The organism is Terrimonas rubra (assembly GCF_042686025.1).
Taxonomy (GTDB): Bacteria; Bacteroidota; Bacteroidia; order Chitinophagales; family Chitinophagaceae; genus Terrimonas; species Terrimonas rubra.
Map to the genome: position 1 here is coordinate 1,631,996 of NZ_JBHUOZ010000003.1, position 17,351 is coordinate 1,649,346.

17 protein-coding genes are annotated in these 17,351 nt (G+C 42.9%); 11 read left to right on the forward strand and 6 right to left on the reverse strand.

The window, feature by feature from the left end:
* The first annotated feature begins 206 nt into the window (after positions 1-206).
* Positions 207-1,238: an oxygen-dependent tRNA uridine(34) hydroxylase TrhO gene (gene trhO / locus ACFS6H_RS16050; RefSeq protein WP_386101151.1), complete on the forward strand. Its 1,032-nt coding sequence runs from the start codon at positions 207-209 to the stop codon at positions 1,236-1,238.
* 44 nt (positions 1,239-1,282) lie between these two features.
* A complete protein-coding gene (locus ACFS6H_RS16055) occupies positions 1,283-2,125 on the forward strand; it encodes a hypothetical protein (RefSeq protein WP_386101154.1) in 843 nt (280 codons plus the stop codon).
* Between the two features lie 65 nt (positions 2,126-2,190).
* On the opposite strand, the gene ACFS6H_RS16060 is transcribed toward ACFS6H_RS16055, so the two are convergent.
* Complete coding sequence (locus tag ACFS6H_RS16060; RefSeq protein WP_386101157.1) at positions 2,191-2,475, reverse strand: RNA recognition motif domain-containing protein; 285 nt, start codon at positions 2,473-2,475, stop codon at positions 2,191-2,193.
* A 201-nt stretch (positions 2,476-2,676) separates the two neighbouring features.
* Between ACFS6H_RS16060 and ACFS6H_RS16065 the strand changes: the two genes are divergently transcribed.
* Positions 2,677-3,186 carry a YdeI/OmpD-associated family protein gene (locus tag ACFS6H_RS16065; RefSeq protein ID WP_386101160.1) on the forward strand — a complete coding sequence of 170 codons (510 nt, stop codon included), beginning with the start codon at positions 2,677-2,679 and terminating at the stop codon, positions 3,184-3,186.
* A 115-nt stretch (positions 3,187-3,301) separates the two neighbouring features.
* The gene (locus tag ACFS6H_RS16070) at positions 3,302-5,746 is read left to right on the forward strand and encodes a hypothetical protein (RefSeq protein ID WP_386101162.1); all 2,445 of its coding nucleotides are present in this window, start codon (positions 3,302-3,304) and stop codon (positions 5,744-5,746) included.
* Positions 5,747-5,750: 4 nt separating this feature from the next.
* On the opposite strand, the gene ACFS6H_RS16075 is transcribed toward ACFS6H_RS16070, so the two are convergent.
* The 3 genes from ACFS6H_RS16075 to recF form a co-directional block, all read right to left on the reverse strand.
* Positions 5,751-6,062, reverse strand: coding sequence for a hypothetical protein (locus ACFS6H_RS16075; protein ID WP_386101165.1), 312 nt, complete (start codon positions 6,060-6,062; stop codon positions 5,751-5,753).
* Between the two features lie 94 nt (positions 6,063-6,156).
* Positions 6,157-6,438 carry a DUF721 domain-containing protein gene (locus ACFS6H_RS16080; protein WP_386101168.1) on the reverse strand — a complete coding sequence of 94 codons (282 nt, stop codon included), beginning with the start codon at positions 6,436-6,438 and terminating at the stop codon, positions 6,157-6,159.
* 93 nt (positions 6,439-6,531) lie between these two features.
* Positions 6,532-7,614: a DNA replication/repair protein RecF gene (gene recF / locus ACFS6H_RS16085; protein WP_386101171.1), complete on the reverse strand. Its 1,083-nt coding sequence runs from the start codon at positions 7,612-7,614 to the stop codon at positions 6,532-6,534.
* Positions 7,615-7,736: 122 nt separating this feature from the next.
* Between recF and hutU the strand changes: the two genes are divergently transcribed.
* The 4 genes from hutU (at position 7,737) to ACFS6H_RS16105 (ending at position 12,683) form a co-directional block, all read left to right on the forward strand.
* A complete protein-coding gene (gene hutU, locus ACFS6H_RS16090; protein WP_386101174.1) occupies positions 7,737-9,446 on the forward strand; it encodes a urocanate hydratase in 1,710 nt (569 codons plus the stop codon).
* Positions 9,447-9,490: 44 nt separating this feature from the next.
* On the forward strand, positions 9,491-9,793 hold the full coding sequence (locus ACFS6H_RS16095) for a polyhydroxyalkanoic acid system family protein (protein WP_386101177.1): 303 nt from the start codon (positions 9,491-9,493) through the stop codon (positions 9,791-9,793).
* Positions 9,794-9,798: 5 nt separating this feature from the next.
* The gene (locus ACFS6H_RS16100) at positions 9,799-10,263 is read left to right on the forward strand and encodes a GNAT family N-acetyltransferase (RefSeq protein WP_386101180.1); all 465 of its coding nucleotides are present in this window, start codon (positions 9,799-9,801) and stop codon (positions 10,261-10,263) included.
* Between the two features lie 221 nt (positions 10,264-10,484).
* Positions 10,485-12,683, forward strand: coding sequence for a B12-binding domain-containing radical SAM protein (locus ACFS6H_RS16105; RefSeq protein ID WP_386101183.1), 2,199 nt, complete (start codon positions 10,485-10,487; stop codon positions 12,681-12,683).
* A gap of 590 nt (positions 12,684-13,273) precedes the next feature.
* Here the strand turns inward: ACFS6H_RS16105 and ACFS6H_RS16110 are convergent.
* Positions 13,274-14,599, reverse strand: coding sequence for a DEAD/DEAH box helicase (locus ACFS6H_RS16110; protein WP_386101186.1), 1,326 nt, complete (start codon positions 14,597-14,599; stop codon positions 13,274-13,276).
* Positions 14,600-14,708: 109 nt separating this feature from the next.
* Between ACFS6H_RS16110 and ACFS6H_RS16115 the strand changes: the two genes are divergently transcribed.
* The 3 genes from ACFS6H_RS16115 to ACFS6H_RS16125 all read left to right on the forward strand — a co-directional run bounded on the left by ACFS6H_RS16115 (position 14,709) and on the right by ACFS6H_RS16125 (position 16,816).
* Entirely contained in the window at positions 14,709-14,882 is a 174-nt protein-coding gene (locus ACFS6H_RS16115; RefSeq protein ID WP_386101189.1) for a hypothetical protein, read from the forward strand.
* Positions 14,883-14,963: 81 nt separating this feature from the next.
* Entirely contained in the window at positions 14,964-15,665 is a 702-nt protein-coding gene (locus tag ACFS6H_RS16120; protein ID WP_386101192.1) for a carboxypeptidase-like regulatory domain-containing protein, read from the forward strand.
* 80 nt (positions 15,666-15,745) lie between these two features.
* Entirely contained in the window at positions 15,746-16,816 is a 1,071-nt protein-coding gene (locus ACFS6H_RS16125) for a carboxypeptidase-like regulatory domain-containing protein (RefSeq protein WP_386101195.1), read from the forward strand.
* A gap of 81 nt (positions 16,817-16,897) precedes the next feature.
* On the opposite strand, the gene ACFS6H_RS16130 is transcribed toward ACFS6H_RS16125, so the two are convergent.
* Positions 16,898-17,335, reverse strand: a complete 438-nt coding sequence (locus tag ACFS6H_RS16130) for a hypothetical protein (RefSeq protein WP_386101198.1) — start codon at positions 17,333-17,335, stop codon at positions 16,898-16,900.
* Positions 17,336-17,351: the final 16 nt, after the last annotated feature.

Consider the following 17,351-nt stretch of genomic DNA (forward strand, 5'->3'; position numbering starts at 1 on the left):
GTTCCCGCTGATTTACGCAGAAAAATACACCGCGGATTTTCGCTGATAAAACCAGTCGGCGAAGATCTGCAGACAAAAAACACCTTCATATTTATTAAAATCTGTGCTACCTTTGCACCGGTCAAAAAATGACCTGGAATTTGGTGTAACCTGCAATTACCCAATTATTATTAATTTCCCGCTTAGCGGGATCAAATTTCAAACATATGCCTTTACACAACCGTATTTCCCGCCAGGAATTAAAGGATCGTATTGCCAATGATCCCACACCCCGAACCACGATATCCTTTTACCAGTATTTTGCCATTGAGGAGCCTGTGCTGTTCCGTAACGAAATATACAGGGCTCTGAACGAATTGGGGGTTATGGGTCGCATTTATGTGGCAAAAGAGGGTATCAATGCGCAGATCAGCGTACCCACAGAGAACTTTGAGGCCCTGAAAGCTTACCTCTATACTATCCCGGCGCTTAACGGGCTGCGTTTGAACATAGCCGTTAATGATGATGGCAAATCCTTTTATGTACTGGATATCAAAGTGCGGGAAAAAATAGTGGCCGATGGTATTGATGACCCCGGTTTTGACATGGCCAACAAAGGCAGATATGTGAACGCACAGGAGTTTAACGAGCTCACCAATGATCCCGATACCATCGTGATCGATATGCGTAATCATTACGAGTTTGAAGTAGGTCATTTTGAAAAAGCCATCGAAATACCCAGTGATACCTTCCGGGAACAATTACCCATGGCGGCCGATATGATGGCGGAAAACAAAGACAAAAACATCATCATGTACTGTACAGGCGGCATCCGTTGCGAAAAAGCTTCTGCCTATATGTTACACAAAGGATTTAAAAATGTATTTCACCTGGAAGGGGGAATTATTAATTATACCAACCTGGTAAAAGAACAGGGACTGGAAAACAAATTTCATGGTAAAAACTTTGTGTTTGACCAACGCCTGGGTGAAAGAATTACCGACGAGGTAATTGCCAACTGTCACCAATGCGGCAAACCGGCCGATACACATACCAATTGTGTAAATGATGCCTGTCACCTGTTATTTATACAATGTGAGGAGTGCAAAGAAAAATTTGAGAACTGCTGCAGCCAGGAATGCCAGGATTTCATTCACCTGCCGGAGGAAGAACAAAAAAGATTAAGAAGCGGTATTGATAAGGGCAGGAACGTGTTCAACAAATCGAAGAGCAGGCTGCAACATAAAATGAATAAATAAAACTTATTGATCCGCTCATACAACCACCATTAAATTACACCGTTTTGAAAAAACTACTCCTGTTCTGCCTTACACTTACCATTTTGCTTTCCTGTAAAGAGGATAAAGGCCTCAGCAACGCCAAGCTGGAAGGTGGCTGGCTGGTTTTGTACCCAGATCATAATCAACTGACCCGTGACCAGAAAAAGAGTTATGCCATGGTGCAGGACTCTGTTGTAGGCCTATTAGGCTTAAAAGTATTAAGGTTGGATGCTAAAGGCCGGTTTTCCCAGGTTGATAGCCTGTATAAAACACCCGGGGAATGGGAATTGTTACCTGATGCTGTAATACATATTACCAGCGGCGGCAAAGGTTTGAATGTATTTTATGGTAAAGAGGCTGTGCTGGAAAAGGACATTTTAAAAATGTCAGAAAAAATTGATGCAGGTGCTGAACAGGTAAGCATTGTATGGAACCTGAAAAGGATCACTGATAAAAAATATAAACCTTTGTTTACCGATGAAGGCAATAACTGGCGTCAACGCCCTGTAACCAGTGAGGATAAAACGGCCATCACAAAACGTTTGCTGGACATGTTGGAATACTATTCGCTGTATTACGAGATCGTATCCGAGTCTACCAGCTTTTTTGTAGGTCAGCGGGTTCATTTACCCTTTAAATATTACCAGCATGGAGTAGGGATGGTGCCTTTTGAACCGGAAAGTCCTTTTGCCTCCTATTACTATAATACGGAACAGGCGCAAATGGCTTATGACCTGTTATCTGATGGCATGAGTGAATTAAGTAACTATGGTAAATACCCTTCGGGAAAAAATTATGTGATAGAATATTCGATGTTCATGACAAAAATGAAAGAGACCATTGCCGCGCAACAAGGCATTAAATAATGTAAACGTAAAAGGGACCTCAATATTGAAGTCCCTTTTTTCCAAATGATTTGCTATAATAAATATTACCAGCGATTGTTGGAATGAGCAGGTCTTGCAGGACGCTCTTCTTTAGGACGAGCAACCATAACCTTAATAGTACGACCGTCAACGGTAGCACCATCTAACTCAGCGATAGCTTTTTCAGCAGCAGCGTCATCAGGCATTTCAACAAAACCAAAACCTTTACTACGGTTAGTGAATTTGTCTGTAATCACTTTAGCAGAACTTACTTCACCATACTCTGCGAAATAGCTTCTCAAATCTTCGTCAATAACAGCGAAGCTGAGGTTTGAAACATAAATGTTCATTCAAGAGAAATTAAAATAAATAAAAATACTTGAGAAAACAGGGTAAAGAAGACTTACTATCAAGACAACGAATGCTTAGCAGAAATTATCGTTCACTTACACGAGGCTGTAAAACTCAAATTGACTGTGCAAAGATAGTTGGTTTTCATCAGAAACAATTTTTAATTTTGAAAATCAGAAATCTGTAACAATTTGCTAACAATGGTGACTTTTGACACGCAGATAAAAAAATTCGGCGCTAATGGCGATAAAACAGGCTGGACCTATGTTACAGTGCCCCAGGATATTGCCGCGCAATTAAAACCAGGCAATAAAAAGGGCTTTAAAGTAAAAGGTAAACTGGATAATTTTTCCATTGCCATGGTTTCGCTGATACCCATGGGTGATGGCAGTTTTATTATTCCCTTAAATGCCGCTTTCCGGAAAGGTATTGCCAAAAAGGTAGGCGCCTTGTTACGGGTGCAGTTAAAAGAGGATAAAACGGTATACCAGCTGAATAATTTTTTTATGGATTGCCTGGATGACGCACCGGAAGCCCTGGCATTCTTTAATACGCTCAATAACAGTCATAAAAACTATTTCAGTAAATGGATCGACAGCGCCAAAACAGATGCCACCCGCGACAAACGGATAGCACAGGCTATTTATGGCCTGGAAAGAAAGATGGATTATGGCGCTACCATCCGCTTTCACCAAAAGAAAGAGTTATAAGGATAGTTTACCGGTTTTAATGTCATAACAACCGTTTATCCAGGACTGCATGATACTTTTACGCAGATATAACTTAACTTACCAGGCAATACTCTTTTATCTGCTTTTTAGTATTATGAACCGACTGCTACATTTCTTTGTATCCATGGTATGTTTACTGGCCTATACCCGGATTACGGCACAGGAGCTGACATTACCCGAAAAAATAGCCCGGCAACTTGCCCATAACGAACAGTATTTCCGCACCAATGAATTGTATTTACACATTGACAAATCAGTCTACGTTAATAATGAAAATATCTGGTTCGCCGGTTATTTACTAAAAACAGCGGTGGATATTACCCGACACCATACCATGCATGTGGTATTGAGTAACAGCAGCACCAAAAAAATAGCCGCCTATGATAAGTTTGTCATGGAAAACGGTTTATCTGCCGGTAATATCTTCCTCGCCGATTCATTACCGGCCGGCGATTATGACCTTATTGCTTATACCAATACTTTCACAGAGGACCAACCCAATAAAACTTTCTTCCAGCAACGCATCAGTATTAAATCGGCCCGTAAAGATCTCTTTACAGTGGAACTGGATAAACCCCTGGCCGGCACTACTGATACCTTAACTGTTCCGTGTAAAATAACTACGGCTGAATCCTATGATGCCAAAATGGCTTTGGTGAATTACCAGGTCATTGCCAATGGTAATAAGATCTATGAAACCACGGGCAGTACCAATAATTATGGTGAGATCAATATAAAAGTTCCCCTGTTATCACAGCCTGCGCAATATGAATGGCATGCGACCATTAAAGAAGATAAAAAAATATTTACCACTAAAAAAGACATCAGCACCTTATCCCGCCAGGTTATCATTAACTGGTACCCGGAAGGCGGCAGCCTGGTGGATGGCCTGCCTTCCAGGATTGCGTTTGAAGCGCTTACGGTTACCGGTAAACCGGTGGCTTTACAAGGCAAACTGGTATCCTCTTCGCAAACGGTAATCCCGCTGCAAACCAATGCCGCAGGGCTTGGAGTTGCGGCTTTTAAACCCAACAAGGCCGAAACCTATACATTGGTAATTGATGACAGTACTTACCAGGTAAGGAATTTCTCCCTGCCGGAAATTAAACCGGAGGGTTATGTATTGCAATTGCAGCATGCGTTACCCGTGGATACCCTTACCATGCGCATCTATAATAAACAAATGCCAGAGGAAGCCTGGGTGCTGGTACACGATTACCGCACCGCTTTCAGTTATTTTCCTGTACGGTTCAAAAACAATGTGGTGCAGTTTAAAATGCCCGTTACGGATATGCCTGCAGGACTTGCATTTATTACCTTAATTACAAAAGATGGCGAACCATTGGCCGAAAGAAGCCTGTTCTTTGGTCATCACACGCTTCCGGTTTTACAGGCAAAAGCCGATGCTGCCCAATATAAGAAACGCAGCAAGGTAACTATTGGCCTGCAGGCCTCTATGCCCGATAATAGCCCGGTTCCGGCCGTATTTTCCACTGCCGCGGTTTTGTATAAAAGAGTAGACACTACCAGTTTTCAGCATATCCTGCCTTATGCTGCATTGAATGGTTTTATACAAAACGGTATTATCTCCAAATCACAGTTTACCAACCTGCAGCATAAAGAAGAACTGGAAATGTTTCTCCTGACACGTTGCTGGACAAATTTCAGGGAATTACATCCCCAAAAAAATCCCGTTCTCACAAAACTGCCCCCGGTGGAACTGAATGCAGGAGGAAAAGTATTGCAGTATGAAAAAAAATTAAAAAAACCTGTACAGGTGGGAATTTTCAATAAAGACGGCTTTGACATCATTGAGACAGATTCATCGGGTAATTTTATCGTGCCGCCTCAAATGCTCGCCACTTCGGCCGATAATAAAATAAGCCTGTTCATCAACGCCGTTAAAAACAAAGAAAGTCATACCATTATATTGAACAAACAGGAAGAAGAGCTGGCAGAGCAGATTTCCCGGCTGTACTTTTTACAACACCTGTTAATTAAAGCGCAGTTACCGGAGGAGGAAAAAAGGGAGATCAATAAAATACCCACTTTAACCAATGTAGTGGTAACCAGTAAAGATAAAAAGGATGAATTTAATGCGATGAAAACTGATTTTGATTATGTCAGCACAACCTGTAACGATTATGTGTGCATGAATAATATACTCAACTGCCGCAACCATCCTAATGGTTCACCTGCCATTGACGGCATGACTTATTCGTCCGGTGGCAGATTGATCGTTTATCACTGCGCCAATAACAATAAGAATAAAAAAGAGCAGGAAACTTTTATAAAGATCAAAGGACGTTATTATACCAAAGAGTTTTATAAAGCCGATTACGCTAAATTCAATCCACCCGACCCGGAGATATCCAGCACCTTATTCTGGCAGCCGGTGACCATTACCAACGAAAAGGGCGAGGCAAAACTGGAGTTTTACACCAATGACCTGCCGGGTGTGTATGCCTGTATCATTGAAGGAATAACCGATAAAGGGGTAGTGCAGCAACAAATTTTATTCAAAGTAAATAACGAGTGATGCTTTAATATACTTCGTTATTACGTTTGTATTTTGCCAGGCGTTTTTTTGCCCTTAACAGTTTGCTGTTAATATTGTTTTTCTCTTTAGGGGTAAGAATGCCGTCCATTTTATACTTTTCAATAGTATAAACGATCACGTCCTGCTCTTTTAATAATTTATTATACTCCAGTTCGGTGATCTGTTTCTTTTTGTAAGCAGATTTAATATCTTTTTCCAGTTCTTTTTGCTGCTTTTCAAATGATTTATCATTCTTATTCACAGCCAGTAACGATAAGGATAAACTCATGGTGATAGCCAGTAAAATCACTTTCATAACGCAAAATTTTGGTATAAATATTTCAATTACCGTGCCTGCAAGGCTAATAATTGTTAAAATTCCACAATAACAACGTCATTCATCATCCTATCTATTGCACTACAATTTCTGTGATCACCGCTTTACCTAAAGCTTCATTCACCCGTTTAATGATATTATCTTTCTGGTAACGCAGTTCATGTTTAAGGGGGGCAACATCGGTGCTGATAATTAGTTTGTTGCCAAAAATCTGCAGTTTTTTAGTATACCGGGCAACAGTTTTACCCATAATATGCTCCCACACATCGTAGATCTGCATTGCCTGGATATCGCCCCTGATCCGGCTTTTATCCAGGAATTGTTGTATGGCATCACCTAAGGAATACTCGCCCATATTGCAATAATTAATTATAAGTTTACCCTGCAAAGGTACAAATACTCCGGTTAATGCTCACCGTAACACATCGTTAATACAGGTAAAATGTCATCAAAGCTCCAGCATATCAAATTCAATACCCAGGTTCTCCAGTTGTTGGGTCAGGCGCTGTGCATTGGTATCGGTTATAAAAACCTGTCCTTCATCGGATTGGCAAACATGGTGCAGTAAATTACTGATCCTGGATTCATCCAGTTTCTCAAAAATATCGTCGAGCAACAAGATAGGCGCAAATTTTTTCTGCTCTTTCAGTACATCTGTTTCGGTAAGTTTCAGGGCAAACAGCAGACTTTTCCTTTGCCCCTGTGAAGCAATGGATTTAAAGGACTGGTTACCAAACTGAATATCCAGGTCATCGCGGTGCGGGCCGGCTGTTGTGCGTTGCGCATAGATATCCTTGTTCCTTTGGGCCTGTAATAATTCTTTCAGGCCTGATGTGTGTAACTGGCTGTCATAGATCAGGCGGATATCTTCCGGCTGCTGGGCAATGTTCTGGTAAGTATGTTTTACAGCAGGTAAAAAAGTGACCATAAAATCCCTGCGCACGGTAAAAATATATTCACCGGGGCCTATCAGCTGTTCATCCAGTATATCCAGTAAAGACAAATTCTTCTGACCGGTTTCGGCAAAGGATTTTAAAAGGGCATTACGTTGCAGCAATACCTTATTGTAAACGATCAGTTGTTGCAGGTAGGTAGCATCCAGCTGCGACAGCAGTGCATCCATAAACCGGCGCCGCTCTTCACTGCCACCGGTGATCAGTACCGCATCATCCGGTGCAATAATTACACAGGGATAACGGCCGATATGCTGTGAAAACTTATCATATAATTGTCCATTAATGGCAAACTCTTTCTTGCCTGTCTCACGCAGTAAACAGGTTGCTTTTTCCACCTGTTGCTGTACCACAAACTCACCTTCCAGCCTGAAGCCCTGCTGCCCGGCCTGTACACAATTAGCATCGGTACGGGTAAAATAACTTTTGGTAAAACAGAGGTAATGGATGGCATCCAGCAAATTGGTTTTACCATGCCCGTTATTGCCGCAGATACCTATTACCGGTTTGGTAAAGCTGAACTTCCGGTTGGTATAGTTTTTAAACTGTAATAATGATATGGACTGCAAATACAGCATAGTATTGCAAGATAAGGCAGTAAACTATAAAAACGACAAAGTGCTTTTACGCAAACAGCGCCGGTTAAAAAAACTTCTTTATATTCGGGGCGATTGCAATACATGCCTGTAAAAATATTTTTATGTCAACACAACCTAAATACGATCCTGTTAAATATAAAACGCCAACCGGCAGCACCCTTACCTGTAAAGGCTGGGTACAGGAAGCCGCCCTGCGGATGTTATTAAACAATTTAGATCCGGAAGTGGCTGAACGCCCCGATGACCTGATCGTGTACGGCGGCAGGGGTAAGGCTGCCCGTAATTTTGATGCGCTGGATAAGATCATCAAAGGGCTTACTATACTGGAGAATGATGAGTCCTTACTCATACAATCAGGTAAACCCGTAGGCATTTTAAAAACACATGCCAATGCGCCACGGGTACTCATCAGTAACTCACAACTGGTACCTAACTGGGCCAACTGGAAACATTTTGAAGAGCTGGAGAAAAAAGGTCTCATGATGTATGGCCAGATGACCGCCGGCAGCTGGATCTATATCGGCAGCCAGGGCATTGTACAGGGCACTTACGAAACCTATGCAGCCGCAGCCGATAAACATTTCGGTGGCTCTTTAAAAGGTACTTTAAATGTTACCGCCGGCCTGGGTGGTATGGGCGGCGCCCAGCCGCTGGCCATCACCATGAACGAAGGGGTAGCCCTGGTAGCAGAAGTGGAGGAATGGCGCATTGACAAAAGACTGGAGACAAAATACCTCGACGAAAAATACACCGATATTGATGCTGCTATTAAAGCGGCTTTACAATACAAACAATCCGGCACCGTTAAAAGTATTGGTGTACTGTGTAATGCAGTAGACCTGCTGCAACGTTTACTGGATAAAAACATTATCCCCGATACACTGACCGACCAGACCAGTGCACATGACCCCCTGATCGGTTATGTACCACATACCCTGACCAACGAAGCAGCCAATGCCTTACGCAATAATGATCCCGATGCATATATGAAACTCAGTTACCAGAGTATGTACCTGCATGTACAACTGATGTTGCAACTGATGGATAAAGGCGCTATCACATTTGATTATGGTAATAATATCAGGGCCAGGGCCAGGGAGTTTGAGGAAAGTCAGGAAGTCAGAAAAACAGTACCGGCTTTCCCGCTGAACCGCTGTTTTGATTTCCCCGGTTTTGTACCGGCTTATATCCGTCCCCTGTTTTGCGAGGGAAAAGGCCCTTTCCGCTGGGCTGCCTTAAGCGGTGACCCGGCCGATATTGCCGTGACCGATGAACTCATCATGAATATGTTCCCGGAAAATAAAGGTTTGATGAGGTGGATGAAAATGGCCCGCGAAAAAATTGCTTTCCAGGGCTTACCGGCCCGTATTTGCTGGCTGGGCCAGGGCGAAAGGGAAAAAGCTGGATTAGCATTTAATGAACTGGTAAAAACCGGTAAAGTAAAAGCGCCTATTGTGATAGGACGTGATCACCTGGATACAGGTAGTGTGGCCAGTCCTAACCGGGAAACCGAAGCCATGCTGGACGGCAGCGATGCCGTGGCTGACTGGCCATTACTGAATGCTTTGGTAAATACCGCCGGTGGCGCCAGTTGGGTAAGTTTACACCATGGTGGCGGGGTAGGCATGGGCTACAGTATACATGCCGGCATGGTGATTGTTGCCGACGGTACGCCCGAAGCCGCAGCACGCCTGGGCCGTGTATTGCGTAATGATCCGGGTATGGGCGTTATCCGCCATGCCGATGCGGGTTATGAACTGGCCATAGAAACAGCAAAGCAAAACGGGTTAGACCTTGATAGTAAATTATAACGCACCACAACAGATTATACTAATTTTACAAAAAACAGCAACAGATGAGCCAGTTAGATATCAGCGTACCACACCAGTTACCACAGGAAGAAGCATTGAGCCGTGTAAAAAACCTACTGGCACAGGTACAGGAGGAGCAAAAGCATCTTATTGATGATCTCTCAGAAGAGTGGGATGGTAATAATGCTAAATTCAGTTTTAATGCCAAAGGCTTTTCGCTGGACGGCACCATACAGGTAAATGAAAAAGATATGACCATACAGGGTGACCTGCCCTTCATGTTATCGTTTTTTAAAGGTAAGATTGAAGAAGTAATTAAAAACAAAGCGGCGGCTATCCTTTCTTAATGATAATGAAATTCAACATTATTCAAATTGACCGGTCGCAGAGTGACCTGGTGATCGAACTCTTTGATCAATACCGGGTATTTTACAAAAAAGCATCAGACCTGGCACTGGCAAAGAAATTTATCCAGGCCAGGTTAGACAACGGCGAATCCATCATATTTGTAGCGCTGGATAAAACAAAGCCCGTAGGTTTTACACAACTATATCCCAAATACTCCTCGGCCAGGGCTGTTAAGAACTGGATATTAAATGACCTGTATGTAAAAGCTGACTACCGGAAACAGGGCATAGGCGAAGCTTTAATTAAAACGGCTATGCAGTTTGCCACACAGCAGGAGGCCGTTTTTGTAGAGCTCTCCACTGCCGTAGACAATTTTACCGCACAAAACCTGTACGAACAAATAGGTTTTGTAAAACAGGAGCCCGAAACTGATTTTTATACCTACCGCATTAACCTGTCGCAGTCCTGATACTCATGAAAGCCTGTATACCACTAGCCATATACTAAATTCTAACATCTATATACTACACACTAATATCTATATACTACACACTAATATCTATATACTACACACTAATATCTATATACTACACACTAATATCTATATACTACATACTAATATCTATATACTACATACTAATATCCATATACTCAGTCTAATTCCTAACTTTGCTCCTTAAATTCACATTTTTGAGCGCAACCGTTTTTTTATTTACGCCTCCCTTCACGCAATTAAATACCCCGTACCCGGCAACGGCTTATTTAAAAGGTTTTTTAAACACGAAGAACATTCCCTCATTCCAGGCCGACCTGGGTATAGAAGTAACCCTGGCCTTATTCTCCAAAAAAGGTTTAACGGAGGTTTTTGCGCATATTCAGCAGCAAAACGGCACACCCTCGGATAATGCAGCCCGGATCATTGCTTTACAGGATGACTATATTGCCACTATTGACGATGTAATATTGTTTTTACAGGGCAAAAATCCAACCCTGGCGCACCTGATCTGTAAACGTGATTTTTTACCCGAAGCCTCCCGTTTTCAGCAACTGGATGACCTTAACTGGGCATTCGGCAGCATGGGCACACAGGATATGGCCAAACACCTGGCCACCATGTACCTGGAAGACCTGTCGGACCTGATCAAAGAATGCGTGGATGATCATTTTGGTTTCAGCCGTTATGCCGAAAGACTGGCCCGCTCCGCCAATAGTTTTGATGAGCTGTACCAGACCCTGCAAAACGAGCCTACGTTTATTGATAATATACTAACCGGGCTGTTGACCGAAAAAATGAACAGGCTGCAACCTGCACTGGTGGCTATTTCTGTGCCATTTCCCGGCAACTTATATGCGGCCTTGCGTTGCGGCAAATACATAAAAGACCATTTCCCGCAATCCAGAGTAGTGATGGGTGGCGGCTTTGCCAATACCGAATTACGTTCATTAAGCGATGCCCGCGTTTTTGAATTCCTCGATTTTATAACCCTGGATGATGGCGAAGCGCCTTTTGAAAACCTGATCGCTTATATACAGGGCAATAAAGCATTACATGAATTAAAACGGACCTTTACATTGGTAGACGGCACCGTTACTTATTTCAACAACCCATCCTGCAGCGATTATAAACAGGGGCAGGTAGGTACCCCTGATTACAGCGACCTCTTACTGGATAAATATATCTCGGCTATTGAAGTAGTGAACCCCATGCACCGCCTGTGGAGTGATGGACGCTGGAATAAACTAACCATGGCCCACGGTTGTTACTGGGGTAAATGTACTTTCTGTGATATCTCGCTGGATTATATCAAAGTATATGAACCCATTGCCGCCTCCTTATTATGCGACCGCATGGAGGAGATCATGCAGCAAACCGGGCAAAATGGTTTTCACTTTGTAGATGAAGCGGCACCACCGGCCCTGATGCGGGCCCTGGCTATCGAGATCATTAAACGTAAACTCACCGTTTCCTGGTGGACCAATATCCGCTTTGAAAAAAGTTTTACCCGCGATCTTTGTCTCTTACTCAAAGCTTCGGGCTGTATTGCGGTATCCGGTGGATTGGAAGTAGCATCGGACCGTTTACTGGAACTAATACAAAAAGGCATTACCGTAGCACAGGTGGCCAAAGTAAATAAACACTTTACCGATGCCGGCATCATGGTACATGCTTACCTCATGTATGGCTTTCCCACACAAACCGAACAGGAAACCATCGACTCACTGGAGATGGTACGCCAGATGTTCAAAGAAGGCGTGCTGCAATCCGCTTACTGGCACCAGTTTGCCATGACGGCGCATAGTCCTGTGGGATTATACCCCGAACAATTCAGTGTAAAAAAAGTAACCGATGCGGTAGGCACATTTGCCAATAATGATATTGTACATACCGACCCTACCGGTGCCGATCACGATATGTTCAGCTTTGGTTTAAAAAAATCCTTGCTTAACTTCATGCACGGTATCGGGTTGAACGATCCTTTACATAAATGGTTTGATTTTAAAACACCCAAAACCACGGTGGCCCCTGATTTTATTGCCAAAGCCCTGAACGATCACGATATGTTATCCTTTAAACCCAATGCAAAAGTGATCTGGTTAGGCAAACAGACCAAAACAGAATACTTTACCCAATCTAAAAAAGGCAATACCCGCGAAATGGCCACCCTGCATATCGCCACCCGGAAACAAACCCACCAGGTACAATTGCCCAGGGCACAGGGGGAGTGGTTCATCAACCTGTTACCGCAATTATCGGTGAACAACACCAAAATATTGACCCTGCAGGAAATAAAAGACAGCTACTATGCGGCCGGCCTGGAAGATTTTGAATTGTTCTGGGATAATAAACCGGTGAGCAATATGCATAAGATGGGTTTATTGCGGTTGTAGGTTATTTTTTGTCAGACCAGCTGCAGTAACTGCTATCATCGTCCCTTGCGACGCTCCTTTCAGCTTTTGGTTCTTTGGGCAACATACAAGCTACCGTTCCTGTCTCATGAACCGGGCCAACCCGTGAACGACGTCATCCCCATGCCCTGGTTCGTGTCTCACGAACCAAGTTTCTATTAATCAACCAACGGGAACGTCATGCCAGCGCAGGAGGCATCTCCTACACATAAAAAAATGTTACCTGATGATGAAGACCTCTCTTTCGTATAGGTGACGCCATGGTTCATGTCTCACGAACCAAATCTTTACACACATAAAACATGCGACCCCGCTGGGGTCGGTATTGCATTTTTAAATTGCATGTGCTATAAATATGTTATCCCTCCGGGATAAATGATAGTTTGTATCTAACGGATCAACAATGGGTCGCGTCATGCCGACGCAGGAGGCATCTCCTGCATATAAAGAATTATTACCTGATGGAAAAGACCTCTCCTTTGTCGAGGTGACGGTTACTACCATATGACATATAAAAGCCATGGTTCGTGAGACACGAACCATGGCTTTAAAAATGACAATTGTAAGCTTGCTTACTTCGCAATATCGATCTTCACTTTTTTATTTTTTATTTTTTCATTTTTAATTAACCGCAAAGTCTCATTCATCTTTATCTTTTTAACGGCCACAAAACTGAAAAAATCTTTTACTTCAATTAAACCGATATCTTCTTTTTTAAGGTGGGCTTTATTACTTAAAAAACCAACGATATCCACTTTATTCACTTTATCCTTTTTACCGGCTGCTACAAATATGGTAGACCATTTAGGTTTTTCAGGTAAAATAGTTTCCTGGGGTAGTTCAATGGGTTCCGCTTCCGGCACATAGGCCGGTGTTTTCTCCTCCGGGCCAATGATCAGTATCACCGTACCACTGGCATCCATACGGGCCGTACGGCCGTTACGGTGAATAAAACTATCCTCAGTATTGGGGATATGGTAGTGAACGATATAACGGATATTTGGTACATCCAGTCCTCTTGCGGCCAGGTCGGTTGTTACCAGTATATTGGAAGTACCGTTCCTGAATTTACATAAGGCGCTGTCACGTTCCTGCTGTTCCATAGAGCCATGGTAGAATACATTGGTAATGCTTTGTTCCGTCAGGTAAGCACTTACCCGTTCAACCGATTCGCGGTGGTTACAAAATACAACAGTTGACCGGTTGCCTAAATAACACACCAGTCTGAACAAACTCTCCAGTTTGTCCTTATCAGCACTGTTCACCACTTTAAAGGCCAGTTTTTCCGGTGAGGCTTCTTCATCGGTTAAAAAATTCAATACCTGCCGGTCCTTTAACCCTACAAAAGCAGGTACCTCCACGGCCTGTGTGGCCGATGTAAGCATACGCTTTTTTATATTAGGTAAAGAACCGATAATAAAGGCCATTTCTTCTTCAAAACCTGCTTCCAGCGATTTATCAAATTCATCCAATATGAGTGTTTCTATGCTGTCGGTGGTGATATTGCCCCTGCGTATATGATCGGCCAGGCGGCCGGGAGTACCAATTAACAATGCAGGAGGTTCTATTAAATTATTCTCTTCCGTTTCCCGTAAATGGCCTCCGTAACAGCAGGTAACTTTAAAACCGCTGCCCAGGCTTTTAAATACTTTTTCGATCTGCATGGCCAGTTCCCGGGCAGGTACGATAATGATGGCCTGTGTTTTTTTATTATCAGGTTGAAAGCGCGATAACAGGGGAAGTAAAAAAGCCAGGGTTTTGCCGGAACCAGTTGCCGATAGCAATACAATGTCCTTTTCTTTTTCATTAGCTTCTATGGAAGCCAGTTGCATCTCGTTAAGCGCATTAATATTTAACAATGCCAGTATATGGTCAAAATTGTCCTTTATATTACTCATAGCGGCAAAAATACGTACAAATAGGGGAGTGAGCCCATTTATCACGATGCAGGCGGTAAAATGTGGTTTTTGGCATAATAATTAGGTTGATAAGTATAAACGATTTGTTATGCGTAAAAAAACAGCACCCATTAAAAATGAAGAGGAAGTAGCAAAGAATCCGGATAAAAAGATTGACGAGGATTTTAAAGGATTCCCTCATGGCCATGCCAGTAAAAAGATCATTAAGCCCAAAACAAAAAATGATAAAAAAACCGCCCGGGTTGACAAGGAGAACAAATAAAAATATCCCCGTCCTTATGTAAAACTATTTTTTACGGCATCGTTTAAGAGAGACGATTTAGTTCAACTTAAAAGATGTTGTATGAGTAATAATATCAAACTGAGTATCCCGGAGCCCTGCCACGAGAACTGGGCAAATATGACCCCGACTGAGAAAGGAAAATTCTGTGGCGCCTGCCAGAAGCAGGTGATCGACTTCACCGGTTTATCCGACACCGAACTGGCAGCCTTTTTTATCAAACATAAAAATACCGCTGTATGTGGGCGTATGCATACCCAACAGATCAATAAGCCTTTACCGGTTCCAACTCCCAAAAAGAAAATATTGCCTTATGTGCTGGGCATTGGTTTGCCTGCACTTTTATTATCCTGTAATAACGAATTGCAAGGCAAGGTACTGGTAGGTGAAATAGATATGGTTACCGCGCCAACACCAGATATCACTGTGTCAATCATGACCACACCACCCAAAACCAGGACAATTACCGGCAAAGTAACCGGTGCTGATGGCATGGGTATTCCACAGGTATTGGTAACGATTAAAAATACTGATTACTCCGCCATTACAAATGAAAAAGGCGAATACACCATTATATATGGCGGCTCAAATAATAAATCGGTGATCGAGATCAGTCAATGGGGTTATCTCCCCTTCAGTAAAAAAATAAGCATCAAAGCAAAAAACAATGCCGTTGCCTCCATTCCTGTTTGTCTTAAACCGGACGACCAATCGCCCCGCGAAATCATCATGGGCCTGGTAGCCCCGGCACCGGTAAAAAAATAAAAGGCAAGTTTTTATGTAATCCCTAAATCGGCGGCATCCTTCCTGTGTTAACATTAACACAAACCCAAAATTGCTGCTTTATGGCCAAAACAATTGAATTAAGCGTTCCGGAGCCCTGCCATGAGAACTGGAACGACATGACCCCAACGGAGAAAGGACGCTTTTGTGCTGCCTGCCAGAAAGATGTGGTTGATTTTACCAATATGGGACAGGCCGAACTGGTCGCCTTTTTCAGGAAGAAAACCTCAGGTAATGTTTGCGGACGTTTTTACGAAGACCAGCTAAATAATCCCATGCCGGTACCGGTTAAACGTATTCCCTGGGCTAGGTATTTTTTCCAGATCACTTTGCCGGCATTTATTGCTTCGGGTAAGTTAATGGCACAGGGTAAAGTAGTGCCGGAATATAAAAAAAATGAGACCGAAGTTATACTTGTAGCAGGGAGTGTTCTCCGGGAAAAAAAGCTAAGCCCGGTACAGGTAACCTCCGTAAAAGGACAGGTTACCGATGAAACGGATAACGGCATTCCTTATGCCAGTATTATTAACAAAAAAACAAAAGCCGGTGTGACGGCCGACAGCCTCGGCAATTTCTCCCTGAAAGATGTGCATTTGCTGGAGGGCAGTCAATATATTGTATCGGCCGTAGGTTATACGCCCCAAACTTTTTTTGTTTCGCGGATAAATCAAAACAAAAGTTTACAGGTGTCGCTTGTTGCCAATAATACTTTGGAGGAAATAGTGCTTACTACACCTCTCACTATCAGGTGCGGCCGCACAAGCAGTGGTGTAGTGATGATTAATTCAAAAAGTCTTACGGAGGATATAAAACCCTTTCCTGTTCAATCATTGGCCACCTCGCTCGACGGAAGAGTACCCTCTCCAAACAAAGTAAATATTTATCCCAATCCTGTCGAAGTTAATAAATCCCTTACCATACAGTTGAACATTGAATCAGCAGGCAAATATCAATATCATATACTATCGATAGAAGGCAAACTGGTTCTCTCCGGAATAAAGGAGTTTATCGCAGGCACAAACAACTTTAATTTGCCGATTGATAACCGGTTTACTCCCGGCACTTACATTATACAGATACAGGACGAAAAAGGTAAGGAGCAGCTAAGCAGTAAATTTATTGTACAACGTTAATTACAGGCTACCATCCGGCACAATAAAAAAAGGCTGCACACCTGGTGCAGCCTTTTTGCGAGGTTAACGCTATTGCTCAACTCAGTTCATCTGCTTTAACGGTATTACCCAGGGGTTGTCCACACTCCCGATATTATCATCAACGGTAAAGCTGACCTGCTGGGTTGATTCATACATATACCCGTTTTTAGCATTGTAGTAACGGAAGCTGAGGTTACTTTGTTCAGAAGCACTGCCATGTATCTGAACATAGAAGAGGGTAGTACCATTGTTGGTTACCTGCGCCCCTTTACCCCGGCATTCGGTGCCGACAAACACGCCCAGCTGATCGGTGATATTGATGGTCTTATTAATTGCCTCATCAATTTTAATAACAGCGGTCATGCTGTAAGGATATAACTCCTTTTTTACCAGTACCCAATCGGGTGTGCCGAAACTGGTTCCTTTTTTATCCTTTTTGCAGGCCATGCCGGTTAATAAAGTAATGATCAGCAGGCTTATGATAGATAGTTTTTTCATGTTTACTGTTTAAGCG